Annotated in this window: 22 protein-coding genes and 1 riboswitch; of the genes, 8 read left to right on the forward strand and 14 right to left on the reverse strand. The window is 53.4% G+C overall.

Translation table 11 applies throughout. From position 1 onward, the window contains the following. Positions 1–19: 19 nt before the first annotated feature. Entirely contained in the window at positions 20–1,036 is a 1,017-nt protein-coding gene (locus KNP64_RS03830) for an iron-containing alcohol dehydrogenase family protein (RefSeq protein WP_214792039.1), read from the reverse strand. After that, entirely contained in the window at positions 1,033–2,208 is a 1,176-nt protein-coding gene (locus KNP64_RS03835; RefSeq protein ID WP_214792037.1) for an aminotransferase class I/II-fold pyridoxal phosphate-dependent enzyme, read from the reverse strand. Before KNP64_RS03835 ends, KNP64_RS03830 begins: the two co-directional genes overlap by 4 nt. Positions 2,209–2,285: 77 nt before the next feature. Next, positions 2,286–2,386, reverse strand: a riboswitch (SAM riboswitch). 174 nt (positions 2,387–2,560) lie between these two features. Between KNP64_RS03835 and KNP64_RS03840 the strand changes: the two genes are divergently transcribed. The 3 genes from KNP64_RS03840 (at position 2,561) to KNP64_RS03850 (ending at position 6,808) form a co-directional block, all read left to right on the forward strand. Next, entirely contained in the window at positions 2,561–3,661 is a 1,101-nt protein-coding gene (locus tag KNP64_RS03840; protein WP_214792035.1) for an AI-2E family transporter, read from the forward strand. Between the two features lie 264 nt (positions 3,662–3,925). Next, on the forward strand, positions 3,926–5,170 hold the full coding sequence (locus KNP64_RS03845; protein WP_138859402.1) for an MDR family MFS transporter: 1,245 nt from the start codon (positions 3,926–3,928) through the stop codon (positions 5,168–5,170). A gap of 144 nt (positions 5,171–5,314) precedes the next feature. Next, entirely contained in the window at positions 5,315–6,808 is a 1,494-nt protein-coding gene (locus KNP64_RS03850) for a peptide MFS transporter (RefSeq protein ID WP_138859401.1), read from the forward strand. Between the two features lie 49 nt (positions 6,809–6,857). On the opposite strand, the gene KNP64_RS03855 is transcribed toward KNP64_RS03850, so the two are convergent. Continuing rightward, positions 6,858–8,153, reverse strand: coding sequence for a glutamine synthetase family protein (locus KNP64_RS03855; RefSeq protein WP_138859400.1), 1,296 nt, complete (start codon positions 8,151–8,153; stop codon positions 6,858–6,860). 192 nt (positions 8,154–8,345) lie between these two features. Here KNP64_RS03855 and KNP64_RS03860 point away from each other — a divergent pair, with 192 nt between their 5' ends. Further along, a complete protein-coding gene (locus tag KNP64_RS03860; protein WP_214792033.1) occupies positions 8,346–9,383 on the forward strand; it encodes an SDR family oxidoreductase in 1,038 nt (345 codons plus the stop codon). Positions 9,384–9,421: 38 nt separating this feature from the next. On the opposite strand, the gene KNP64_RS03865 is transcribed toward KNP64_RS03860, so the two are convergent. Together KNP64_RS03865 and KNP64_RS03870 are read right to left on the reverse strand one after the other, a co-directional pair. Further along, positions 9,422–9,745, reverse strand: a complete 324-nt coding sequence (locus KNP64_RS03865; RefSeq protein WP_232819557.1) for a YflT domain-containing protein — start codon at positions 9,743–9,745, stop codon at positions 9,422–9,424. A 104-nt stretch (positions 9,746–9,849) separates the two neighbouring features. Next, complete coding sequence (locus KNP64_RS03870) at positions 9,850–10,077, reverse strand: hypothetical protein (RefSeq protein WP_214792030.1); 228 nt, start codon at positions 10,075–10,077, stop codon at positions 9,850–9,852. Positions 10,078–10,189: 112 nt separating this feature from the next. Between KNP64_RS03870 and KNP64_RS03875 the strand changes: the two genes are divergently transcribed. Together KNP64_RS03875 and KNP64_RS03880 are read left to right on the forward strand one after the other, a co-directional pair. Further along, entirely contained in the window at positions 10,190–11,248 is a 1,059-nt protein-coding gene (locus KNP64_RS03875) for a GTP pyrophosphokinase (RefSeq protein WP_214792028.1), read from the forward strand. Positions 11,249–11,338: 90 nt separating this feature from the next. Then, positions 11,339–11,776, forward strand: a complete 438-nt coding sequence (locus tag KNP64_RS03880) for a MarR family winged helix-turn-helix transcriptional regulator (RefSeq protein ID WP_034777659.1) — start codon at positions 11,339–11,341, stop codon at positions 11,774–11,776. Between the two features lie 105 nt (positions 11,777–11,881). Here KNP64_RS03880 and KNP64_RS03885 read toward each other — a convergent pair whose 3' ends face one another. From KNP64_RS03885 to KNP64_RS03905, 5 genes are all read right to left on the reverse strand, one after another. After that, positions 11,882–12,520 (reverse strand): class F sortase, encoded by a 639-nt coding sequence (locus tag KNP64_RS03885; RefSeq protein ID WP_233004279.1) that lies wholly within the window; start codon positions 12,518–12,520, stop codon positions 11,882–11,884. After that, entirely contained in the window at positions 12,468–13,265 is a 798-nt protein-coding gene (locus KNP64_RS03890) for a DUF4397 domain-containing protein (protein ID WP_034777661.1), read from the reverse strand. Before KNP64_RS03890 ends, KNP64_RS03885 begins: the two co-directional genes overlap by 53 nt. 252 nt (positions 13,266–13,517) lie before the next feature. Next, entirely contained in the window at positions 13,518–14,231 is a 714-nt protein-coding gene (locus tag KNP64_RS03895; protein WP_214792026.1) for a glycerophosphodiester phosphodiesterase, read from the reverse strand. 11 nt (positions 14,232–14,242) lie between these two features. Further along, a complete protein-coding gene (locus KNP64_RS03900) occupies positions 14,243–15,709 on the reverse strand; it encodes a carboxypeptidase M32 (protein ID WP_138859395.1) in 1,467 nt (488 codons plus the stop codon). Positions 15,710–15,775: 66 nt separating this feature from the next. Next, complete coding sequence (locus KNP64_RS03905; protein ID WP_214792024.1) at positions 15,776–17,308, reverse strand: FAD-dependent oxidoreductase; 1,533 nt, start codon at positions 17,306–17,308, stop codon at positions 15,776–15,778. 201 nt (positions 17,309–17,509) lie between these two features. Here KNP64_RS03905 and KNP64_RS03910 point away from each other — a divergent pair, with 201 nt between their 5' ends. Both KNP64_RS03910 and putP read left to right on the forward strand, forming a co-directional pair. Further along, positions 17,510–18,487 (forward strand): D-alanyl-D-alanine carboxypeptidase family protein, encoded by a 978-nt coding sequence (locus KNP64_RS03910; RefSeq protein WP_214792022.1) that lies wholly within the window; start codon positions 17,510–17,512, stop codon positions 18,485–18,487. 356 nt (positions 18,488–18,843) lie between these two features. Further along, a complete protein-coding gene (gene putP, locus KNP64_RS03915) occupies positions 18,844–20,325 on the forward strand; it encodes a sodium/proline symporter PutP (protein WP_138859392.1) in 1,482 nt (493 codons plus the stop codon). Between the two features lie 152 nt (positions 20,326–20,477). On the opposite strand, the gene KNP64_RS03920 is transcribed toward putP, so the two are convergent. From KNP64_RS03920 to KNP64_RS03935, 4 genes are all read right to left on the reverse strand, one after another. Further along, positions 20,478–20,771 carry a hypothetical protein gene (locus tag KNP64_RS03920; protein WP_233004283.1) on the reverse strand — a complete coding sequence of 98 codons (294 nt, stop codon included), beginning with the start codon at positions 20,769–20,771 and terminating at the stop codon, positions 20,478–20,480. Positions 20,772–20,785: 14 nt separating this feature from the next. Further along, positions 20,786–21,340, reverse strand: coding sequence for a hypothetical protein (locus KNP64_RS03925; protein WP_214792020.1), 555 nt, complete (start codon positions 21,338–21,340; stop codon positions 20,786–20,788). Positions 21,341–21,419: 79 nt separating this feature from the next. Next, positions 21,420–22,241 (reverse strand): YihY/virulence factor BrkB family protein, encoded by an 822-nt coding sequence (locus tag KNP64_RS03930; protein ID WP_034777670.1) that lies wholly within the window; start codon positions 22,239–22,241, stop codon positions 21,420–21,422. A gap of 106 nt (positions 22,242–22,347) precedes the next feature. Beyond that, positions 22,348–23,766 (reverse strand): alanine/glycine:cation symporter family protein, encoded by a 1,419-nt coding sequence (locus KNP64_RS03935; RefSeq protein ID WP_205729363.1) that lies wholly within the window; start codon positions 23,764–23,766, stop codon positions 22,348–22,350. Between the last annotated feature and the right edge of the window lie 7 nt (positions 23,767–23,773).

Here is a 23,773-nt window from a genome sequence, read left to right on the forward strand (position 1 = left end):
CATCTTACTTTTAATTCTTTTAATTGTAAATAGAAAATTGTAAATTTTCAAAAATTATTTTCAAAAAGTCTTTATCGAGTGGTTCCGGCAACTGTTGCAGTTCGGTTTCCGTCATGACGGAGTCGACCAGTACCGGGATGTCGCCCGACCCGACCCCGAGCGCCTCGAGCGTCGTCGGTGCACCGAACCGTTTCAACCAGGCCTCCAAATACGGAGCATCGGCCGAGCGACGCAACCGCTCCTGGACGATTAGGCCGAAGCCGACCTTGTCTCCATGCAAGAAAGAGTGGGTCGACTCGAAGCGGCTGAGCGCATTATGGACCGCATGGCCCACGGCGACGCGTGTCCCGGCGTCACCAAATCCACCGACGGCGCCGCCGATGGCGAGCACGTGATCGACCGCGAAGCGGACGTCGTCACTATACGACTCAAAAGCGTGCTCGCTCAATTCAAGTTCGACGAGACGCCCGCACTGCTCGGCCAAGACGAGTCCGGTGTTGACGCCGGCGTCAGCTGAGCTGTCACCACTCAAATAACGGGCCTCGTAAAACTTCGCGACCGTGTCGATGACACCGGCCCGAAAGTATTCATATGGTGAGCGCGAGATGACCCGTGAGTCAACGATGACCCGTTCGATGACGACGCGGAACATGTCGTAGCGGTCGTAGCTCCCGTCCTCCTGATAGACGACGCTGAGCGGTGTGAACGCCGCACAGTTCGAGGCGAGCGTTGGGACGACGATGAGCGGGACGTTCCGTTGATAGGCGACGAGTTTGGCCGTATCGACGAGCTTGCCGCCTCCGACGGCGATTAACACGTCGGCGTCCAACGGTTTGAGCCGTTTGACTTCCGAGTCCGTGCACTCCCCGCTGAACCTTGTTGCCGGATAGTCCGCGATGGCCGGAAAGATGGCTCGGACGACGTCATACCCGTTCTGACCGTGCAGGACGTGGGCACGTCGGCCGTCGACTAAGTCATCCAGACGGTCGAGCGCGTCATCGGCGTGGTCATATTCAAGGACGGCCTGACGAATCATGCGCGCACCTCCTCATAGGCGGCAAACAACCGCTCGATTCGTTCGACCGCCTCGTCAATCTTCGGTTCCGGTGAGACGAGACCGAAGCGGACGTATCCGTTCCCTTCCGAACCGAAGAAATAGCCCGGGGTGACGGCGACTCCTGCCTCGTACAATAACTTACGCGAGAACGATTTGGCATCGCCCTCGGGCACTTTCGCCCAGACGAAGAACGAACCCTCCGGCGGCTCGACGGCCCACCCGGCCCGGTTCAACCCATCGATCAGGCGATCGCGTCGCGCCTCATAGAGTCGGGCCAAATCGTCCCGGATGGAGCGTGGGGCCTCGAGCGCGGCGACAGCCGCCGCCTGGATGGCCGAGAACACGCTGACGTGGACGTGGTCCTGATACGTGTTGATCGCCTCGATGATGTCCGCGTTCCCGACGGCGAAGGCGACGCGCCAACCGGACATGTTGAACGCTTTCGACATCGTATATACCTCGATGCCGACTTCTTTCGCCCCTTCCGCCTGCAGGAAGCTAGGCGGGACGTGGCCATCGAATCCGATGCTGCCGTATGCGAAATCGTGGACGACCATCAAGTCCCGCTCCCGGGCGAACCGAACGGTGTCGTCAAAGAAGGCTGGCGTGGCAACGGCCCCCGTCGGATTGCTCGGGTAGTTCAAATACATGAGTTTTGCATTTTGCGTATCGAGCGTCTCATAGTCCGGCAAGAAGCCGTTCTCTTCCCGGAGGACGAGGTCACGGACGACGGCACCGGCGAGGCGTGCCCCCGAGATGTAATCAGGATAGCCGGGATTCGGTAGCAAGATCCCGTCGCCAGGTTCGAGTACGCATTGCGGCAACGTGATGAGTCCGGACTTGGAACCGATGAGGATCGCGACTTCCGTCTCGGGATCGACTTCGACGCCGTACTCATTCAAGTAAAACGTCGCCACCGCTTGTTTCAGACGGGCCTGACCGCGGAACGGACCGTATTGATGGGTCGAGGCATCAAGGAGCGCCGTCTGAAGTGCGTCGCAGATTGGGGCGGGCGTTGGCAAATCCGGCGTCCCTTGACCGAGTCTGATGATATCGCGACCGGCCTGTTCAAGTGCTGCGACTTCATCGGCGAGTCCGACAAAATGTTGGGGTGGTAAAGTTTTAAGTAAGTGTGAGCGTCTGTCAGTCATGAATAGTCCTCCTATGCAAAAAACACCCCTTTCCGCGGAAAGGGGTGTCGAGATACGGATGTATTCAAACAACCACCTTTCCATCTCTCAAGGTCACCTTGCTGGAATTAGCACAGTATTGAATCAATCTGTTGCTGAAGCTTCATCGGGCCAGTCCCTCCGCTTCTCTTGATAGAAAGTGTTTTATATGCGATTTGTCTTTTTGTAATATGTCACTTAGTTAACCAAACGTTACCAATCTTGTCAATCCTTTTTCGAAAATAGGTGTGGCCTATTGAATCCCGATAAAAAAAAGGTCATAGTACAAAGTGAACGTTATTCTACAAAATTTAAAAGATGAGGGGATGGACCTTTGGAATTAAATCGTCAATTGATTTGGAAGTTGAGCGTGATCGGATTGATTCTGCTCGTCCTATGGAAAGTCATCAGTGAACCGGACACGATTTCTAGTGTGTTGCACTACACGTTCCAGTTGCTGACACCGATTATCATGGGAATTGCCATCGCGCTGCTCCTGAATACCGTCCTGTCCTATATAGAAGAACGGTTTCAATTAAAACGCTATCAAGGTTTGCTGATCGTCTATATCGTCTTCATCGGGATTCTCGTCATCTCTGCGGTGACGCTGTTCCCACGCATTTATTCGAGCCTCGCCTCACTCATCGAAGAGCTCCCGTTCTACATCCGACAGATTGACGGGTTCCTCGCCCAGTTGAACACGTACTTGAAAGAGTACAACGCGACGATTGCCCAAGCCATCGATTTCAGCCGCTTCGAGGAACGTTACTCGGGCTGGGTCGAGACCGCCGTCTTGTCGTCGGTCAGCTACGTGTCGAGCTTCACGATGACGCTCATCAATTTCTTGATTGGGATCGTCATCTCGATCTATCTGTTGAAAGACAAAGAGGTTTTTGCCCGCATGTTCAAGCGTCTGTTGTATGCGATGTTCCCGGTCGCGTCGGCTAAGACGACGATCGACATCTTTCAAGAGATGGATTACATCTTCAAACGCTATATTATCGGGAAGTCGATCGACTGCCTCATCATCGGGGTGTTGGCCGTCGCCGGTCTGTTGATCATCGGGGCACCTTACGCGCTTCTACTCGGCGTCATCGTCGGCGTCTTGAATTTTATCCCGTACGTCGGTCCGCTGCTCGGGATGATTCCGGCGTTCATCATCACCTACTTCTATGACCCGTTCACGGCGCTCATCGTCCTCTTGTTCATCTTCTTGTTGCAACAATTCGACGGACTTTGGCTCGGCCCGAAGATTCTCGGCGACAGCGTCGGCATCACCCCGTTTTGGGTCATCACCTCGATCATCATCGGAGGTAGCCTGTTCGGTCTCGTCGGGATGTTCATCAGTGTCCCGGTCACGGCGATGATTCAAGTCGTGTTCTCTCGGTTGATCGACTACCGGCTCAGCCGAAAGAATTTGAACGAATTATTATGACACATTGACGATTTAGGTTGACACATTTCACGGAAATATCATAATCTTGAAGAGAAGACAGTCCAATGCAGAAAGGAGAGGTACCGATGTCAGTCATTCAACGCTCGCACGTCCAAGTTCATATTGACCGGCAGGCGCCTCTCCGTGATTTGAATCCGTGATGTCGCCTGCCTTCCGAGGCATGCCTAAGATCTTAGGGACGCGTATGCCTTTGAGCATGCTGCGTCCCTTTTCTTATTCTATCAACTAAAGCAGGTGACCTTAATGATTCAATCACTCAAACAGCTCGACCGTAACATTTGGATCCGCTTCCTCGGAGAGACGATCACCGGTGTCATGATGTTCATGATCGCACCGTTCCTCGTCCTATACTATAGCGACAAGCTCGACAGTTATATCCAGGTCGGGGTCATCATGGCGACCGGACCAATCATGGCGCTCATCGGATCGGTCGTCGGTGGACGGCTCGCAGACCTGTATGGCCGCAAACCAATCATGATGGCTGCCATTCTTGGCGACGCCCTTGCCCTCGTCGGTTTCGCCTTCGCCGAAACGTTTTGGCCGCTCCTTCTCTTGAACGCCATGCTCGGTTTGACGAACTCATTGTTCCACCCGGCCGCAAGCGCGATGGTAGCCGATGTGACCGAGCCCGAACAGATGAACGAGGCGTTCGGTCTGTTGCGGATGGGGCACAATATCGGGGCTGCATTCGGCCCGCTCCTCGGGAGTGCCGTCCTCTTTATCGACCGGCAGTATATCTTCTACTCGGCCGCTCTCGTCTTCGTCTTGTACGCACTCGTCCTCGGTCGCTTCATCCGGGAGTCGCTCCCAGAGACGACCGATGTCGACACGCCATCGAACCGGGATGTCCTGCGCGTGTTCTACAATGACAAGGTGTTCCTCGTGTTCATCTTTGCCGGTGTCTTCATCTCGATGGGCTTCTCGCTCATCGAGAGCATGCTGCCCCTCTTCTTGAGAGAGTCGATGCCATCGTACACCGATCGTGAGAACCCGTTCGCCTATATGCTCGCCTTGAACGGCATCATGGTCGTGTTGTTCCAGTTTCCGATCGCTTCGAAACTCGGCCGCAAGTCGTTCGGCAACGTCATGCTCGCCGGGGCGACCATCTTCGGGGTCGGCATGATTCTGATCGCCGTCATGCCGCGTCTCCTCTATTCACTCGGGACACCGTACCTCGTTCTCGTCAGCGTCTTGCTCGCGGTGTACGCCTTCTATACGCTCGGCGAGATGATCATGTCCCCGGTCCAACAGACGTTCATCGCCTTGATCGCTCCGGAGAACATGCGCGGTGCCTACAACGGGGCCGCCAGCATCCAATGGTTGATCGGCGGGGTGACCGCACCGATCATGGCAAGCTTGTTCTTCGACCAACGCGCCGGACATATCGCGTTGATCCTCGTCGGGGCGGCCAGTTGCGTGTCGGGACTCATCTATTGGCAACTTGGACGCCGCGTCAGCGCAGCCGAAGCGAAACAAAAGACAGCTTGACTTATAAAACCACACTGAACCTAGTCGTTTAGTGTGGTTTTTTATTTCGTTCGAATATCATTAAATTTTGAATTTTTCATTCGTTTATTCTTTACAAACATAATGATTCTTTTTTATGATGATACGGTTAAGGAGGGATCTTTCATGGAAAGGATCGATAAACAGAAAATTGTGGACAGCGTGCCACAAAAAGGTTTTTTCGGACAGCCTAAAGGCTTGTTCACGCTATTCTTCACTGAGTTTTGGGAACGGTTCTCGTATTACGGGATGCGCGCCATCCTCGTGTTCTACATGTACTACGAGGTATCTGAGGGCGGTCTCGGTCTCGACCAGAATGTCGCCTTGTCAATCATGTCGGTATACGGCGCACTCGTCTACATGTCGGGGGTCATTGGGGGATGGCTCGCCGACCGTGTCTTCGGGACGTCTCGGGCCGTCTTCTTTGGCGGAGTGTTCATCATGCTCGGGCATATCGTCTTGTCGATTCCAGGCAGCCTGACGTTCTTGTTCATCTCGATGGCACTGATTGTCATCGGTACGGGCTTGTTGAAACCGAACGTTTCAAGCATCGTCGGTGACCTGTATCACGAGACGGACCGTCGTCGTGACGCCGGGTTCAGCATCTTCTATATGGGGATCAACCTCGGTGCCTTCATTTCACCTTTGATTGTCGGTGGAGTCCAAAAGAGCTACGGCTTCCATTGGGGCTTCGCACTCGCCGCGGTCGGGATGTTCATCGGTCTCGTCGTCTTCCTCGTCACGAAGAAAGGCAACCTCGGTCTTGCCGGTTCATATGTGCCGAACCCGTTGACGCCGTCTGAGAAGAGAAACGCGATCAAGTATACGACGATCGCGGTCATCCTCATCGGTGGCCTGTTGGCCGTGCTCATCCCGCAAGGTTTGTTCACGATCAACACGTTCATCGGCCTCGTCGGTGTGTTCGGGATCGCCATTCCGACGATTTACTTCATTATCATGTATCGCAGTCCGAAAACGACGGAAGTCGAACGGTCACGGATCATCGCCTACATCCCGCTCTTCATCGCCTCGGTCATGTTCTGGGCGATTCAAGAGCAAGGGGCGACGATTTTGGCCAGCTATGCCGATAAGCGGACCGATCTTGAATTTTTAGGGATCACGCTCTCACCGGCCTGGTTCCAGTCGCTCAACCCGCTGTTCATCATCATGCTCGCACCGGTCTTCGCATGGCTTTGGGTCCGACTCGGTGACCGTGCGCCGAGCATCCCGACGAAATTCGCGTTCGGGATCTTGTTCGCAGGGTTAAGTTTCTTGGTGATCTTGCTCCCGGCCTATTTCGGAGGCCCGGACACGCTCGTCAACCCGCTCTGGCTCGTCCTTAGCTACTTCATCGTCGTGCTCGGTGAGCTCAGCCTGTCGCCGGTCGGTCTGTCGGCGACGACGAAACTCGCCCCGGCCGCTTTCTCGGCCCAGACGATGTCGCTCTGGTTCTTGTCGAACGCTGCGGCGCAAGGGATCAACGCTCAACTCGTCCGTTTCTATTCACCGGAGAACGAGATGCTTTACTTCGGGATTATCGGTGGCGCGGCCATCGTCCTCAGTCTGATCCTGTTCGCACTCGCCCCGGTCATCAAAAAGTATATGCGCGGCATTCATTAATCGTAAAAGCCCATTCCTCGGCCGAGGAATGGGCTTTTGTATGCTTTGCTTATTTACGGACTTGGATGAGCGACAAGTAGCGGTCGATCAAGTCATGGTTGAAGTAATCGTGGAACCGGTCCGACTTGAGCGATTGAATCGACTCATGGAAGGTCGCCGGGAGTGACGAGATGCCTTGACTCTCGATTTGTTTGGCCGAGTACTCAAACAAGTCGTCCTCGTTCGGTGATGACGGCTCAAGCTGTTGCTCAATCCCTTCGAGTCCAGCGTAAATCAGGGCCGCGAGGGCGAGATATGGGTTGGCGCTCGGGTCTGGGTTACGGACTTCGACGCGTGTCGCACTGCCGCGTGACGCCGGGATTCGAATCATCGAACTGCGGTTCGACGGGCTCCAACAGATGTTGACCGGTGCCTCGAAGCCTGGAACGAGACGTTCATATGACTCTGGGAGCGGGTTCGTGAAGATGGCCGTCGCACGGGCATGCTTCAAGATGCCTTCGATGAAATGACGGGCTGTGACCGACAGGCCGTAATCCGACTCCGGCTCTTCGAACGCGTTGACCGTCGGATTGCCGTCCTTGTCGTTCTTCCAGACCGAGATGTTGAGGTGCATTCCCGAACCGTTCACGTCGCGGAGCGGTTTCGGCAAGAACGACACTTTCGCGTTTTTCTCTTGGGCTGCCAACGTGACGATTTCTTTGAAGAACTGGATGTTGTCGGCCGTATGCAACGCGTCATCGTACTTGATGCCAATCTCGTGCTGGGCTGGTGCCACTTCATGGTGGACCGCTTCGATGTTGAAGCCGACATCGCTCAACCGGTTGGCGATATGTTGACGTACCTCATAGCCTTTGTCTTCTGAACGTGTCGAGAAGTATCCGGCCTCGTCATAGAACTCTCCATTCTCGTCGAAGATGAAGAATTCCGGCTCGGCACCGACGAAAATCGAGTATCCGTCACGAGCAGCGCGCTCGAGGGCATCCTTCAAGACGTTGCGCGGGTCGAACTCATACCGTTCCCCGTCTGGCGTGCAGACGTCACAGAAGAACGCGAGGATGCTCTCGTCCCCGTCCTGTTCGTAGCGTGGACGATCTAAATCCGGTCTCAAGAATAGGTCTGAGTTTTTGATGGAAGAAAAACCAGCGATGGATGAACCGTCAAACATCGTCTTCCCTTCAAAAACTTCCGGCAACAATTTTGCAGAGAGAGTCAATAGCTTCAAGTCTCCAAGCACGTCGGAGAAGTACATATGGATTTGAGTGATCCCTTTCTCCTGAGCCGTTTTTTCAATCTCTTCTTGCCTCTTCCTGTTGCCATCCTTGTCAGTTCCGAATAGATTAGCCATGATTCTAAAAAACCTCACTTAAGTTATTTGACAGATCAACACTGTCATGACGTACCTTGCGTACGCTTCTCCTTAAGTCATAACCCACTTTAAAAAATGTTAAACCCCTAATTTGAAACATCAGGCTGATAGTGGCTCATTCCGCCGTCGCTTGTTATGATGGGGAGAGACTGAAAAGAGAGGAAGAACGCTGTGAACATTTTTATGACCGGTGCGACCGGATTTTTAGGAGGACGGCTCGCCCGCGAGTTGATTCATCGAGGCCACACGTTATGTGTCCTCGCCCGCACGCCTGAAAAAGTGGAGGCGATGTTCTCGCAGGACGAACGCCGCTCGATGACAGTGCTGGCCGGGGATTTGACCGCCCCGTTCCTTGGAGCGGACGATGAGTTTATCAAAAAACATGAGTGGAGCTTCGACTTGGTGCTCCACATGGCCGCGCTCGTCAAATTTGACGAGGAGCTCCGCGATGAGCTGTTCGAGACGAACTTGACGGGGACGCAGCAAGCGCTTAACCTCGCGAAAGCTTTGCACTGCCCCCGCTTCTTCCACGTCAGTACGGCCTATACGCTCGGGGCACGCGAGATCGGAGATGAGACGCTGTATGCGACCGATCAGACGTTCCATAACCCGTACGAGGAGAGCAAGGCCCATGCCGAACAAGCCGTCTGGGAAGCCCGGCATGACCTGGCCGTCTCCATTTTCCGGCCCGCCATCATCGTCGGTGACTCGAAGACCGGCGAAGCCGATTCGAAGTTCACGATGTACGGCTATATGCGGGCCCTGGAAGTGTTCAAGCGTCGACTCGAACGTAAAGGCGCGCCTGTCGGTCCGATCCGACTCCTCGGCTCTGAGACGGGCACGTCAAACCTCGTCCCGGTCGACTATGTCGCCGACGTGCTGCTCGCGGCCATCGAACACGCCAAGCCGGATACCATCTATAACGTGACGAACGATGCCCCGCCGCGCAACGAGACGATGCTCGAATATATGAAGCAGGCGCTCGAGTTCCCACATTTGAAAATCACCGAGACGGCGACGTCCTCGTTGAGCAACGTCGAGCAGACGTTCAACGAGATGGTAAAAGTGTTCAACCCGTACTTGAACCGCAACATCTCATTCCAGGATGCGAACACGAAACGCCTGTTGCAGGACGCCGGGTTCAAACCGCTCGATTTGAACGAGCGCTCGCTGCGCCGGATCGTGAACGCCTATTACGAGACGAAATGACAACAGCCGGGACTGATCCGTATCAGTTCCGGCTGTTTTTATGATTTGTCGCAAACGAGGACGATCTTCCCGGCTTGGATTTCACCTTCGAGGGACTCGACCATCTCTTTCGTCAGACCGAGGCTCTCAAGCTGATCGATGCGGTCATCCGAGTTTTTCGTGAACTTCGACATGAGCGATTCCCACAATCCTTTTTCAGTGATGCGGTATGGTTGTACACCTGCTTCTGCGGCAAGACGCACCGTCAATTCTTCATCTTTGGCAAATAAGTAAATGTTCTCGTTGACACATCCGCCTGACACCATTCCATTCACTTCATGGTCGACCGAGGTCATATCCCGTACGATTCTTGTTTCTAACATATTCATCCTCCTAAACGTCCGCTGTTCTAAAATCGAATAATATACTATTCCCGAAAAATGAGTCGTAAAACCCATTTTCCGTCAGCGATTTGAAAAAGAGGGACTCAAGAAAACGTGGCGGTCCAGTCATCGATTCCAAAATGATCGACGATGCCTTGGATTCGTGCCCGTTCCTCCGGTTCAGACGAGACCCCTTCACGGCTGAGACGGACGATATTGACCCCGGTCTGCCAATCGATCTTCCCCGCCCGATAACCGGCCTGTTGCAACAGGCCGGCGACGATCTCGAGCTTCTCGCGCTCCACCGATTTCAATGTATGGCTCACTCTCACATGCGACACTCCTTCCCGTTCCAAGCCGTATTGTATCATAGGGACGGCAGACAGGTGCGACAGCGATTTCAATGATGCTATACTACTTATAATGAGACAAGGAGTGATGTAGATGCCGAGACAGGATATGAATACGATCATGCTCGACTATATGAATGAGAAAGAGGATTACGAGGCGTTCGCCGCCAAACTGAAGTCGCTTCTCAGTGAACTATTGAATGACGCCGGGATTCAGTTCCACTCGATCGTCGCCCGGGCCAAGGAAGCGGAGAGTCTATATGCCAAACTGTCCCGCAAACCGTACCAATACCGGTCATTGCGCGACGTCCAAGACTTGGCGGGGATTCGGATCGTGACCTATTTCCATGACGACGTCCGGGCCGTGGCCCAAATCCTTGAGGACGAGTTCCGAATCGACCGTGAACAGTCGATTGATAAATCCACCCTGCTCGACCCGAACGAGTTCGGCTACCTCTCGGTCCATTACGTCGTCGGTTTGAGTGACAAGCGGCTCGCCCTCGGAGAGTATCGCCGCTTCGAGGAGAAAGAGGCCGAGATTCAAGTCCGGTCCATCTTGCAACACGCTTGGGCCGAGATTGAGCACGACCTAGGCTATAAAAACCCGAACGCCGTCCCGCCGGAGATCAAACGCAGCTTCAGCCGTGTCGCGGGACTGCTCGAAATCGCTGATTCCGAGTTCGTCAACATCCGCAAGCAACTGCGGACGTTCGAGCAGGAGACGGTCGAACGGATCGTCGAGTCACCGGACAAAGTGACCATCACCCGGGACAACTTGAATTATTATATCGCCAATGACGTCACTGTCGAGAAGCTCGATAACGCCATCTTCCAGAGCGACTGGTTGCTCGACACCGACCTGTCGACGATCATCGAACTGACGCGCATGTTCCATTACGCCGAGATTCGCACGTTCCAGGACTTGAGTGACACGCTCGATCGTTATTTCAACCGGGCCATCCAATGCGCGACGCTCTTACCGTCGTCATTATTGCCGCGGCAAGGGATGGGCGTCGTCTACGCAGTCCTCGCCAAGCTGCTCGCCGAAGGGGATGACCAGCAGATCGAGTTCTTCTTCCGCCGCTTCTATCCGGACTTGAAACATTACGATGAAGTCATCCAAGAACTTCGCATCCGTGAAGAGCCATCATAACTTTACAGACTTCATGTTTTTGTTGTAGAATGTTTTTATGTTCTGAAATATATGCAAATAATGATATTTACCTAGGAGGTGCGCTTGAGGATGACAACGCCTGTACAAACAGCATCCCGCCGTCAGCTCGTCGCTGATGCTGAGCGAGGGATTCGCATGAACTATCGCGGAGTGAAGAAAAACCTCCGGTCGATGTTCTCTCAATACTTGACGCGCAACGAATTCTTCATCCTTCGTTCGCTTTGTCAAAATAGTCCTCAAATCGCCTCGGCCTTATCGAACGAGTTTCAGTTCTCGGCTTCGATGATTACGGCCCTCGCAGATGAGCTCACGAAAAAAGGGTTGATCTCACGCGAACGTAGCGAACGCGACCGTCGCGTCGTCGAGTTACAGGCGACCGAGGAAGGTCGTGCCTTGTTCGAGACGTTAGAAGATATGAAAATCGAGTACTTGATGGACGTGTTCGAAGACTTTTCAGATGACGAATTGATTCTTCTGTCCAAATTGCTTGATCGAATGGACGCATAAAAACGACTGGGCCCGATTCATTTCGGCCACAGTCGTTTTTCTTGTGTCGTCCTACAAACGAAGAACCCTCGGTCAAGGCAGTTGCCTTGTTCGAGGGTTCTTCGTTTATGCTTTGGCGATTGCCGTGACGACGATCCGGTCACGATATCCGTGTTCCGGGTCATACGGGCCCGCACATGTGATGAGCTGAAGCCGTGTCGCTTGGGTCGCCGCAAAGATCGAGGCGAGCGGAACGTCTTCGAGTCGGTACCGTTCGACGGAGACGACTTCATATTCGATCACCTTTTTGCTACGCTGGAGCGTCACCGATTCTCCGAGGCGCAGTTCGCCAAGGCTTGCGAAGATGGCCGGTCCGCGAAGGTCATCGAGATGACCGGATAGTACGACGTTACCCGTCGCACCCGCTTTGGCCCCGTAACGATACCATCCGACCTCATCAGCGTCTGTCGGCGTATCCATCCGGTCGAGTCGGTCTTTCCCGACCGGTTGGATGACAGCATCGACATCAATTGACGGAATCTTCAGTCGTTTTGGGACGAACGTCTCTGTGTGAAAAGATTGACGATCGATCTCGGTCGCTGACAAGACGAGCGGTTCGGCGAAACCGACGGTCGTCAGTTTCGAGTCCGCGTCCGGTGCGTCCGCGCCCGGTGCGATCATAAGGAACGATAGCGTTCCAATCAAGAGAAGCTTAAGCGTCTTGCTTCTGACGACGAAAGACGTAGAAGCCAGCTGCTGCTGCACCAAGGACCGCTGCTGCGAGCAACCAGTTCATTGATGCTGTCTGAGCGAGACCGCCTTGTCCTGTTTCTGGAGCTCCGGCCATTTCACCGCCGTCTGCTGCAAGGAGGACTTCAAACGCTGGTTCGCCTTCAAGGAGTCCGATGGCGAACGCCGTATAGTTTTTGCCGCCTTCGAGGGCAACACCGTCAAGTGCCTTCACGACGTCAGTCGCGCCGGCCGGACGAACTTCGAGGTCATACGTGCCAGCGTCGAGTGTGCCATAGTCGCTGACTGCTTTGAACTCAAGGTTCGAGAAGAGCGGGTCGCCACCTTTAGGGGCTACATCGACTGCCGGTGCGTCAGGTGAGAAGTGAGCGACACGGACTTTCGATTTACCGTCTTCAAAGTTCGCATCGTCTTCCATTGCTGCGATCTCGATGTTTTCAAGTTGGCCGATTGCTGCCGCTGTGTAGAACTTGCCTGCTTCGATCGAGAGGTCTGCCGCAACGACGACCGTCTCGGCATCACCTGCCGGCTTGATCTCAACATTGTAATCTCCAGCCGGGAGTGTCAAATAGTCGGTGAGCGCTTTGAACTCTGCGCCTTCGACTGCGACTTCACCGTTGACGTAGACATCTACCGCCGGTGCATCAGGTGAAGCATGGAGTACACGTACCATCGCGTTCTCGTGTCCATCCGCACTGACCGGTACGATGAGTGCAAACGCCAAGGCGAGTGTACCAAGTAAAGACATCAATTTCTTCATGTGAAATTTCCTCCTTTTTCTGCTTGGGTTGACCGATTGACTGCATACGACAAGTTTGATACGTGCTACAAAGTGTGCTACATCTGATTGCTATGTAGCTGGTGACATCTTAAATTTAAGACAACGGAGCAATGGCGTAAAGGTGACGGTGTGCTCTGAATATGCCGCTGGGCACATCGAGAAGAAACCGCTCTCTTTACATTACCCGCACTTCCCCTTCACCTTAATGTAAAAACCCCGCAACGCGTAACGTTACGGGGTTGAATGTGCTTTGGCCCAGTCGATGTCGTTTACGAACACCGCATCGACCCCGAGCCGGCGAAACCGTTCGAGGTCATGCACCGTCTTGACGGTATAGGGACGCACGGCGAGCCCTTTTGCTTGCAGCTGTAGGATTTCCTCATCGGTCATCGTCCGGACGTTCGGATGCACGGCGGTCGCCCCGACCTTCGCACAGTACGCCACAAGGTCATAGAGAGGTTGGGCCAAGAGCACCGCACACTCGATATCTGGCGCCAACCGTTTCAAACGTTTGAGCGTCGCATGATTGAATGAAGAGAACACGACTTGTTCAACAGGGACACGTCGGTTACGGATCGTGTCGACCAGGCGCTGCTCAATCCCGGGATACCGTTCGATATCGGTCTTGACCTCGAGGTTCAGTACCACCGACGTCCCTTGACACAAATCGAACAGTTCATCTAACGTCGGAATCTGCTCGTGGACCGCGAACGTGACGCCCGCGTTGACCGCTCGCAGTTCTGATAGCGTCATATCGGCGATCCGCCCTTGACCATCTGTCGTCCGATTGATCGTCTCGTCATGGATGAGGACGAGACGTCCATCTTTCGTCATATGAACGTCCGCTTCAACCCCATCTGCCCCGGCCTCGAGTGCAGCCCGGAACGCTGTCATCGTATTTTCGGGATGGCGGGCCATCACTCCTCGATGCGCGAAGAATCTCATCTGTATTCGCCTCAGTTCGTTTTATATTTGCTCGTCAAGTAGCGGACGAGCGGACGTACCGAGATGTCTTCCCCGGTCACTTGTTTGATCAATTCGTTCGGGGTGAGCGCCTTCCCATGACGATGGACATTGTCTTCGAGCCACTGTTTGATCGGGCCGAACTCGCCACTGCTGACGAGCGATTCAAACTCTGGATGGGCATCACGAAGCGCCTCTGTCAATTGGGCGGCATAGACCAAGCCGAGTGCATAGCTTGGGAAGTAACCGAATGAACCGCCGGCCCAGTGCACGTCTTGCAGGACGCCTTTCGCATCACTCGGGACATCGACACCGAGATATTCCTTATACAGCGCGTTCCATGCCTCTGGTAATTCCTCGACCGAAAGATCGCCTTGGATCAGTTTCTTTTCGAGCTCATAGCGGATGATGATGTGCAGACTATACGTCAACTCGTCCGCTTCGATTCGAATGAGAGAGGGTTTCGCCTCGTTCACCCCGGCATAAAACGTCTCGAAAGAAACGTCCTGAAGCGCAGGGTGTTCTGTTTGAAGACGCGGATAGACGCTCTTCAGGAACGCTTCGCTTCGCCCGACAAAATTCTCGAAAAAGAGCGACTGTGATTCATGGATTCCCATCGAGGCCCCGCCTCCGAGCCCGAGCTCGTCGAGTTCCGAGTCGATTTGTTGCTCATACGTGGCATGGCCCGCTTCGTGCATCGTCCCGAACAAGGCGTTGCGGAAGTCGGCCTCGTCATATTTTGTCGTAATGCGCACGTCGCGCCGGTTGATCGTAATCTCGAACGGATGGACCGTCGCGTCGAGTCGGCCCCGTGTCAAATCGTAGTCGACGACACGCATCCAATCCTCGCACAACCGCTGTTGGACCGACTTGTCCATCGCCCAGTCGAGTCCTTGTACAGGTTCCGGCAATTCGCGGATGAGCGGGACGAGTTCGTCCCGGAGCGTCTGGAACAATGCATCGAGTTGTTCGACCGTCATGCCAGGTTCATAGTCGTACAGCAAAGCATCATACGGGTGAGACTCGTAGCCGAAATACTCCGCGAACTTGCGTTGGAACCCGATGATCTTCTCGAGATATGGGGCGAACATGTGCCAGTCATCCTGGTCCTTCGCTTTCTCCCATGCCGTCTCGGCTTCAGAGACGAGCGTCACGTACGCCTGATATTCCGATGAAGGAATTTTAGCGTTCCGCTCATACTGTGTCTTGGCGACGGCGACCGACCGGACTTCAATCGGCGTCAATTCCTCGGTCTCGGTCATTTGCGCGAGCAAGTCTTTGAACGACTCGCTCGTCTGGCGCTTGAACGCCTCGGTCGACAGATAGCCGATCGTCTCGGCCCGAAGCGGTGCCGATTGTTCCGGCATCTGAGTGCGCATGTCCCAGTATAGTAAAGAAATTGCCTCATCGAAGGCACGCAATTGTTTGAAATGGTCACGCCACTGCTTTGTTAGTTCCATTCTGATTCCACCCCTATGACAGTTATATCGTTACTTCTTTACTTTAATATAAACGAAGGAAGTTGCCTATTCTTTCGACACATCGGTTTTCCGTTCATATGAGAGCGGCTTCGTCGCCGGCCCCTCCAATACGTTCCCTTTCGTATCGAATCGTGACCCGTGGCAAGGGCAATCCCACGAGCGTTCGGCGTCGTTCCAATTGACCGCGCAGCCCATATGCGTGCACCGTGTCGAGACGAGATGGCATTCGTTGTCGAGGTCTCGATAGGCACCGACCTTCTTTCCGTCGACTTGGACGATGCCTCCTTCGTCCAGTTGCAGGTCGTCGAGCGAACCGGGTTTCTCGAGTGAACCTTTGACGAACTGGGTCGCCGTGTCGAGGTTCGTTTTCAAGAACTGACCGACATCCGCCGACTTGAACTTGGAACGGAGTGGATTTAATAGTTCTCGGAAGCGATTGTCCTGACCGGTCAACAGATCAGCCAAGAGGAGCCCCGAGGCGATCCCGTTCGTCATCCCCCACTTGGCGAATCCCGTCGCGACGAACACATCCGGCTCCCGGCTAAACATCTGTCCGACATAGGGGAGATGGTCGAGTGTGATCAAGTCTTGTGAGGACCAACGGAAGCTGGCCTTCTTCGTTTCGAACACGTCATGGGCGAACCGCTCGAGCCGGTCATAACGCGAGCGTGTCTCCGTCACGTGACCACTCAAGTGACCCTCCCCTCCGACGAGCATGTACGTCTTCTCCCCTTCCTGAAACGTACGGAACGACCGACTCGGTGAATCGACGCTCAAATACATCCCCTCAGGCACGCTTTGCTCGGTCTCGCAAGCGACGATATAAGAGCGTTCGACCTCGAACTTCGAGAAATAAAGTCCCCGGATATCATTGAACGGGTAATGGGTGGCGACGACGACTTGGTTCGCCTGGACCCGCCGCCCCGTCGATGTCGTGACGATCGGTCGGGGTCCGGAGCTGATCTCAGTCGCCCGCGTCTTCTCATGGAGTCGACCGCCCGCCTCAACGAAACGATTGGCTAGCTCGTTCAAGTACTTGACCGGGTGGAATTGGCCTTGGTCCCGGATGACAAGGGCCTGTTTCACTTGGAGCGGTAGCGCGGCATTCACTTCCTCCTTCGCGTCCCCGCCTGCGAGGTCGAGCTGCTCATACGCCTCCCGTTCGGCGACGAGTTGGCTCGATCCGTCGATAGAATATAAGTAAGAATCTTTCGTCTCGTAATCGATGTCGAAACCGTCCGCGACCTGGTCCTGCAAATAGCGAAGGGCCTCTTGATTGAACTCATAATAAAGTCGGGCCGTCTCATGATTGAACGTTCGAATCAATTTGGAGTAAACGGTCCCGTGCTGCACGGAACATTTCGCCGTCGTATGACCGGTCGTCCCCCGTCCGACCTCGGCCGCCTCGAGCAGGACGACTTGTTTACCGCGTCGCTGTAGTTCGTAGGCTGTCACGAGCCCGGCGATGCCCGCTCCAATGACGACGACGTCACATGAGACCGAGCTTTCTAACTTTGGATACGGGACGGTCTCGTCGTGTTGACGCCACAGGGAATTGGTGAATGGATAACGATGCATGAAGGTGCCTCCTTTAGTGGGTTGAGTGTCTGTTATTGTGTATACCCATTACACTTCATTTCATACGCGTCAATTATTGACCTGATTCTTTATTTTGATGACGATTTCAATAGGCTCCATCCATTATGGTAGAAAAGTAAACAATGAAGGAGCGATTACATAGTGAAACGAAACCGAAGACACCGTAGAAAGACGTACATCATGAGGCGATTGACCGTCGGCCTCGCCCTGATCGGACTACTCGCCATCATCCCTGCCCTAATCGGCTTCAAGCAAGACTCAGAACCAAAAGCAGAACCATCCGCTCCGGTAGCCGTCCCCGTCAAATCCGGACCAACTTTCCCGGAGATTCCAATCAAGGAATGGACACATCAACCGATTGCAGCAGCCGATACACCGGATCTGCTCGTCGGGTCGATGGCGTTCGTCAATTTGACGGACGGTCAGATTTTAGTGGATAAGAACGCATCGGAACGCGTCTTTCCCGCTAGTACGACAAAACTGATGACCGCCCTCCTCGCGTATGAGACGGCAGTCGAAAAAGACGAGCTCGACAAAGACGTGGTCACCGTGAAACAGTCGACACTCGATATCCCGTGGGACAGTCACATCGTCCATCTCGCAGTCGGTGACCGACTCACTGTCCGCCAGGCGCTCTATGCGACGTTACTCGAGTCGGGGAATGACGCCGCCAATAGCCTCGCAGAATACGTAAGCGGTTCGACATCCGAGTTCGTCGACTTGATGAACGCCCGTTCGAAAGTACTCGGGTTGACCGGGACCCAATTTCGGAATGCGCACGGCTACTCCGACCCGGAACACTTTACGACTGCACTCGACATGGCTAAAATCACTTACGCGTTCGGCACGTATCCAGAGCTAGTCGACATCGCCGGGACGTACGAATACGAGGCGAAGTTTGTCGATCAGGACGGAGATTTGAAACGACGTTGGTGGTATCATCTCGGATCAGCCATCAACGAGCGGAGCATCCACTATTCAAAGCTTGTCACCGCAACGAAAACCGGATATACGGACGAATCAGGCTACACGATGGTGTTCTTGATGGAACGCGACGGCAAACAATACGCTTTGGTAACCATGCAGGCCAAGTCAGGACAGACGTTCCCGACGATGCGTACGGTTGAACAGATTGCTTTCGGCATTACTTATGAATAAATGGACATCAACCACCCGCTCTTCCCTGTACAGGGAAGAGCGGGTGGTTGTGTTAAAACATCAGAAAATAGACGAGTTATATGACAATCAGATGACACAGGGATAACACCTATATGACTAATTGTCAGAATATTTAAGCTTTAACCGTGAAAAATATCGGCCTTATCCATTGATACAATGCGCTTTAGAGCCATTTTTATGAAAAGATGCCAGTTTGCAATGATTGAGTAGGTCCGTTATGGTTAGTCACAAGTTCGCCGAGTCATTCAAGTTTGACGCATTTGTGTGAGATTCACACATGGTTGGACTACGATTGATAAAACGACAACAATTGAACACGTACAGGAGGTAATCAAATGTTATGGCAAGAATGGGTATCCATCGCGCTTTATCTCGTGATGATGCTCCTCATCGGATACGTCGCCTATAAGCGAACGACCGATTCATCAGATTATATGTTAGGTGGCCGTAAAATGGGGCCAGGTGTTACCGCCATGTCAGCCGGAGCTTCGGATATGAGTGGTTGGATGTTAATGGGACTTCCGGGCGCAATGTACGCTACGGGATTATCAGCGATTTGGTTAGCCGTTGGATTGGTCATCGGAGCTTACTTGAACTACTTGTTAGTCGCTCCCCGTCTACGCGTCTTCACGGAGATGGCAAATGACTCGATCACGATTCCTGACTTTTTAGAGAATCGGTTCCGAGATCACTCGAACTGGCTACGGATCCTGTCTGCATCCGTTATCATCATCTTCTTCACGTTCTACACGTCAGCCGGACTTGTGTCTGGTGGGAAGTTGTTCGCAAGCTCGTTCGGGCTTGACTATCAGATGGGCGTCATCGTGACGATTAGCGTCGTCATTCTTTATACGCTCTTCGGTGGTTTTACAGCCGTTAGTTGGACGGACTTTGCACAAGGTGTCATCATGTTTCTTGCGCTCGTCCTCGTCCCAATCGTCGCTTTGACAGACGTCGGTGGTGTTTCTAACGCCGTCAACACGGCCACGACGCTCAACACGGATTTGTTCGACCTCTTTAAAGGGACGTCGACGCTCGGGATTATCGGTCTCCTCGCTTGGGGACTTGGTTACTTCGGTCAACCGCACATCATCGTCCGCTTTATGGCGATCCGTGATGTGAAATCATTGAAGACGGCACGCCGTATCGGTATGGGCTGGATGACAGTCTCGATCATCGGTGCCGTTATGACAGGTCTCGTCGGAATCGCCTACTTCCGTGGTCAAGGGAATGCCCTGGCTGACCCGGAAACGGTATTCATCCGCTTCTCAGAAGTATTGTTCCACCCGTTCATCACTGGATTCTTGCTCGCTGCGATTCTAGCAGCGGTCATGTCGACCGTATCGTCACAGCTTCTCGTGACATCGTCAGCGTTGACAGAAGACTTCTATCGCAAGTTCTTCAATAAAGAAGCAAGTGAGAAGACGATGGTTCTCGCCGGTCGAATCGGTGTCTTAACGGTCGGAGTTGTCGCGACTCTCATGTCGCTCAGCCCGTCGAACACGATTTTGACGCTCGTCGGCTATGCATGGGCAGGCTTCGGTTCAGCCTTTGGTCCAGCGATTCTGTTGTCGCTCTATTGGAACAAGATGACGCGTCAAGGTGCCCTCGCCGGAATCCTTGTCGGTGCCATTACGGTCATCCTTTGGATCGTGACTGGACTCTCGAGCGTGATTTATGAGATGGTGCCAGGCTTCTTCCTCAGTATGCTTGCCATCGTTCTCGTCAGCACGTTCACGAGCCAACGTGAACAAAAACGAATCAACCGTGAATTCAGTGAAATGGAAGCTGAACTCGCCGTTGCGAAAAAAGAATAACATCAATCAAAAACGCGGGCCGAACGGCTCGCGTTTTTTTTGTTGCGCACGGTCACGTATCTTTACTCTAACGCGGCTTGTTTTATAGAACACCGTGAACAATGCATTAAAGAAAAGCCCGCAGATATCATATCTGCGGGCTTGAGACTCGATTACATCGCTCTCGCCATGAACCATAATTGAATGAAAAATGGTACCAACACAAGGACGAGCATTGCATTGCGCATCCATCGGTTACGGTTCCAATAGTACGCCATCAAGACGAACGGATGTAGCGCCGTCAGCTGATATGGGTTGAACCAGAACCAGGTGAGCATCAAGACGATAAAAAAATATAACACAGAGCGTTGTTTCGTGGTGCGCCATTCGCGCCACATGTCGAACGCCCCTTTGAAGAATACGATAAACGTCACGATCCAAAACACCATCACAATGATACTATTCAATGACTAGACCACCTTCATGAGACATTTTCAATATAGAACCCGCCCCAGTAAATATGTCGATACGTGTATTCTTTACCACTCTCTGCCGTGATGATGATTTCATCCTCTGTCAATACGAGCACATGGACTGGAATCTCACCTTTTCGTAACATCGGGCTAAACAGTTGAAACTGTTTGTTCAACCATTTCCGCTCCGAGAAGTCACGGTAATGATGCAAGGCGAGCGACGGATGAACCAAGAACACACCAATGATCAAAGCGATGGCTCCCGGTGAGGCGGCCACTTCAAGCATTAACGAGAGGACGAGCAGAAGCGATAAGACCGCATAACCGAACTCAAGGAGCTCCATCAAAGAGGCTCGACCGGCAATCACGTACTGCATGACGCGGAAGGCAACGTACAGTAACAGACTGACCATCACATACTGGGTGAACGGAGCGCTACTCATCTCAACGTCCAAATAGAACAAGATCGGCAGTAACATGACCCACTTCCATAATTGTAAGGCGAGGTAAAACAATGTTTGATCGATGAAACGACGATTGTGTACGAGCCGTTGCATATCCATGTTTCCCACCTCCGATTAAAAGATGTGATCTTATCGATATCATTCCCTGAATCAAAGATTGATAACAACGATTTACACGTCAACCGGATATTTCTTTTTGTTCGATGAGCGTGGCGTTCAGGAGTCCCCCGAGAAGGATGACCGAGGCCGCCAGGTAAAACCAGATCAACAAGATGATAAAGGCACCGAGCTGACCGTAAAACTGTTCATAGTTTGCATACTGTGAATAGTAGCTGAATACGTTCGAAACTGTCAAGATGCCGATTGTCGCAAAAGCCGCCCCGGCCCAGCTGTCTCGGAATGTACCGCGATGGCTCGGCAACCACTTATAGACGAGCAGGAAGACACTGAACAGGATGAGTGTCCCGATGATCCAACGGAAGTAGAACCAAATCTGGGCATATCGGGCGACGATGTCATCGATAAAGATGATATGGGTCGCCAACTCTCGTAGCGCCGTCTCGATGACCGGGACGAGCAACGAGAACGGCAAAACGAACATGAGCGCGAGCGTCACGGCGATGTCTTGCAACACCCCGCGCCAGAACGCTTTGTTTCGGATCAGTCGATAGGCGTCGTTTAAGGAGCGAACGAGCGATTGGACGGCCATCGAAGAGATCCAAAGTGCCGGTAAGATGCTGAGCGAGGCCAAGCGTAGTCTCGAATCATCAAAAATGGCCTCGATGTTCCCTTGTAACAATCGATAACTCGCCTCGGGCATCACCAAAGACAACGCCGAGATGACGTCTCCGCTCGAGAACGGCAGCCACCCGACGATACCGAGGACGAACAATAGAAATGGGAATGTGGACAGGATGAAATAGTAAGCCAACATCGCGGCTTGATCGAAGAATCGTTCGGCAAAAAATCGTTTGAATGTGTGAAGAAAGGGTTGTATCATGTCGTGCGCTCTTTTCTATTTTTATTATATAAATGCGGTACGTGAAATAAAAAGATTCAACAAGCAAAGGCAAGGCTGGCGCTGTACGTCAATCCTTGCCTTACGCTCAACTAATATTCTCTCGTTTCGCTTCCCATGCTTCGACGTGCTCTTTCCCTGGTAGCTCGACGTCGTCCCGATTGAACACCGGATCGCGCCCTGCTCGTTTCTGGGCCACGTAATCATCAAGCAACAGTTTTGCGACTTTACTGAGCCGGAAGATGGCGTACATGTTGACGAGTGCCATCAGACCCATGAAGATGTCGGCGATCGACCAGACAAGCCCGGCCGAACGGACCGAACCGAACAACACCATCCCGATGACGGCGATCCGGTAAATGACGAGATACACTTTCCGTTCCGAGATGAACTCGATGTTCGTCTCCCCGTAATAATAGTTTGCCAAGATCGAGCTGAAGGCGAACAATAAAATCGCGATCGTCATGAGCGATGTCGCGACCGGCCCGATCTCGGTGAGGAGCGCCTCTTGGGCAAGTTCGATGCCTTGGAAATCTTCTGAACCCGGCACGCCGGAGATGAGGACGATCATCGCCGTCGCCGTACAGATAAAGAGCGTATCGACGAACACGCTGAGTGACTGAATGAGACCTTGCTTGACCGGGTGACTGACCTCGGCGGTCGCAGCCGCGTTCGGGGCCGACCCCATCCCCGCCTCGTTCGAGAACAAGCCTCGGCGAATCCCTTGCAAGACGGCCGCACCGACCGCTCCGCCAAGCAGTTGTCGGAACCCGAGCACACCTTCTGAGAAAATGGCCGAGAATACGGCCGGGACGACCTCCAAATTCGTCAAGACGACCCACAGGGCGAGCAAGATATAACCGCCAGCCATGATTGGGACGATAATCCCTGACAGCGTCGAGATGGACCGGATCCCACCGAAGATGACGATCCCCGTCACGACAGCCAAAATAATTCCGATCCAAAGCGTATCGATCTCGAAGACGTTGTTGACCGACAAGGCGATCGTGTTGGCCTGGACCGAGTTGAATGCAAATCCAAACGCGAACGTGATCAGAATGGCGAAAACGACGCCGAGCCATCGCTGGCCGAGCGCCCGTTCGATATAGTAGGCCGGTCCGCCGCGCCACGCCTTGCCGTCATGCACTTTGTACACTTGGGCGAGCGTGCTCTCGACGAACGCTGACGCCGAACCAATCAACGCGATGAGCCACATCCAAAACACGGCACCCGGTCCCCCGAGTGCGATCGCGGTCGAGACGCCGGCGATATTCCCGGTCCCGACCCGTGCTGCCGTCCCGATGGCGAACGCCTGGAACGACGATACTTGTCCTTTTTCGTGCTTGATCCCTTTGACGAATAACAGCTTGAACATCTCAGGCAGCATCCGGAACTGGACGAACCCCATCCGAATCGTGAAATAAAGCCCACCGGCAATCAATACAAAAATAAGTACGTACGTCCATAACAAATCATTCGCCTGCATGACGAGCTCGCGAATGTCCATGCGCATC

It is taken from the genome of Exiguobacterium sp. s64, from assembly GCF_018618035.1.
Classification (GTDB): Bacteria; Bacillota; Bacilli; order Exiguobacteriales; family Exiguobacteriaceae; genus Exiguobacterium; species Exiguobacterium mexicanum_A.

What these genes read in the sequence shown, in the direction of transcription:
- putP (WP_138859392.1), top strand. Translation starts at nt 18,844, where the DNA reads ATGTTATGGCAAGAATGGGTATCCATCGCGCTTTATCTCGTGATGATG.
- KNP64_RS03910 (WP_214792022.1), top strand. Translation starts at nt 17,510, where the DNA reads ATGAGGCGATTGACCGTCGGCCTCGCCCTGATCGGACTACTCGCCATC.
- KNP64_RS03845 (WP_138859402.1), top strand. Translation starts at nt 3,926, where the DNA reads ATGATTCAATCACTCAAACAGCTCGACCGTAACATTTGGATCCGCTTC.
- KNP64_RS03935 (WP_205729363.1), bottom strand. Translation starts at nt 23,766, where the DNA reads ATGGACATTCGCGAGCTCGTCATGCAGGCGAATGATTTGTTATGGACG.
- KNP64_RS03880 (WP_034777659.1), top strand. Translation starts at nt 11,339, where the DNA reads ATGACAACGCCTGTACAAACAGCATCCCGCCGTCAGCTCGTCGCTGAT.
- KNP64_RS03890 (WP_034777661.1), bottom strand. Translation starts at nt 13,265, where the DNA reads ATGAAGAAATTGATGTCTTTACTTGGTACACTCGCCTTGGCGTTTGCA.
- KNP64_RS03835 (WP_214792037.1), bottom strand. Translation starts at nt 2,208, where the DNA reads ATGACTGACAGACGCTCACACTTACTTAAAACTTTACCACCCCAACAT.
- KNP64_RS03865 (WP_232819557.1), bottom strand. Translation starts at nt 9,745, where the DNA reads ATGTTAGAAACAAGAATCGTACGGGATATGACCTCGGTCGACCATGAA.
- KNP64_RS03830 (WP_214792039.1), bottom strand. Translation starts at nt 1,036, where the DNA reads ATGATTCGTCAGGCCGTCCTTGAATATGACCACGCCGATGACGCGCTC.
- KNP64_RS03925 (WP_214792020.1), bottom strand. Translation starts at nt 21,340, where the DNA reads ATGGATATGCAACGGCTCGTACACAATCGTCGTTTCATCGATCAAACA.
- KNP64_RS03850 (WP_138859401.1), top strand. Translation starts at nt 5,315, where the DNA reads ATGGAAAGGATCGATAAACAGAAAATTGTGGACAGCGTGCCACAAAAA.
- KNP64_RS03900 (WP_138859395.1), bottom strand. Translation starts at nt 15,709, where the DNA reads ATGGAACTAACAAAGCAGTGGCGTGACCATTTCAAACAATTGCGTGCC.
- KNP64_RS03905 (WP_214792024.1), bottom strand. Translation starts at nt 17,308, where the DNA reads ATGCATCGTTATCCATTCACCAATTCCCTGTGGCGTCAACACGACGAG.
- KNP64_RS03930 (WP_034777670.1), bottom strand. Translation starts at nt 22,241, where the DNA reads ATGATACAACCCTTTCTTCACACATTCAAACGATTTTTTGCCGAACGA.
- KNP64_RS03875 (WP_214792028.1), top strand. Translation starts at nt 10,190, where the DNA reads ATGCCGAGACAGGATATGAATACGATCATGCTCGACTATATGAATGAG.
- KNP64_RS03855 (WP_138859400.1), bottom strand. Translation starts at nt 8,153, where the DNA reads ATGGCTAATCTATTCGGAACTGACAAGGATGGCAACAGGAAGAGGCAA.
- KNP64_RS03895 (WP_214792026.1), bottom strand. Translation starts at nt 14,231, where the DNA reads ATGAGATTCTTCGCGCATCGAGGAGTGATGGCCCGCCATCCCGAAAAT.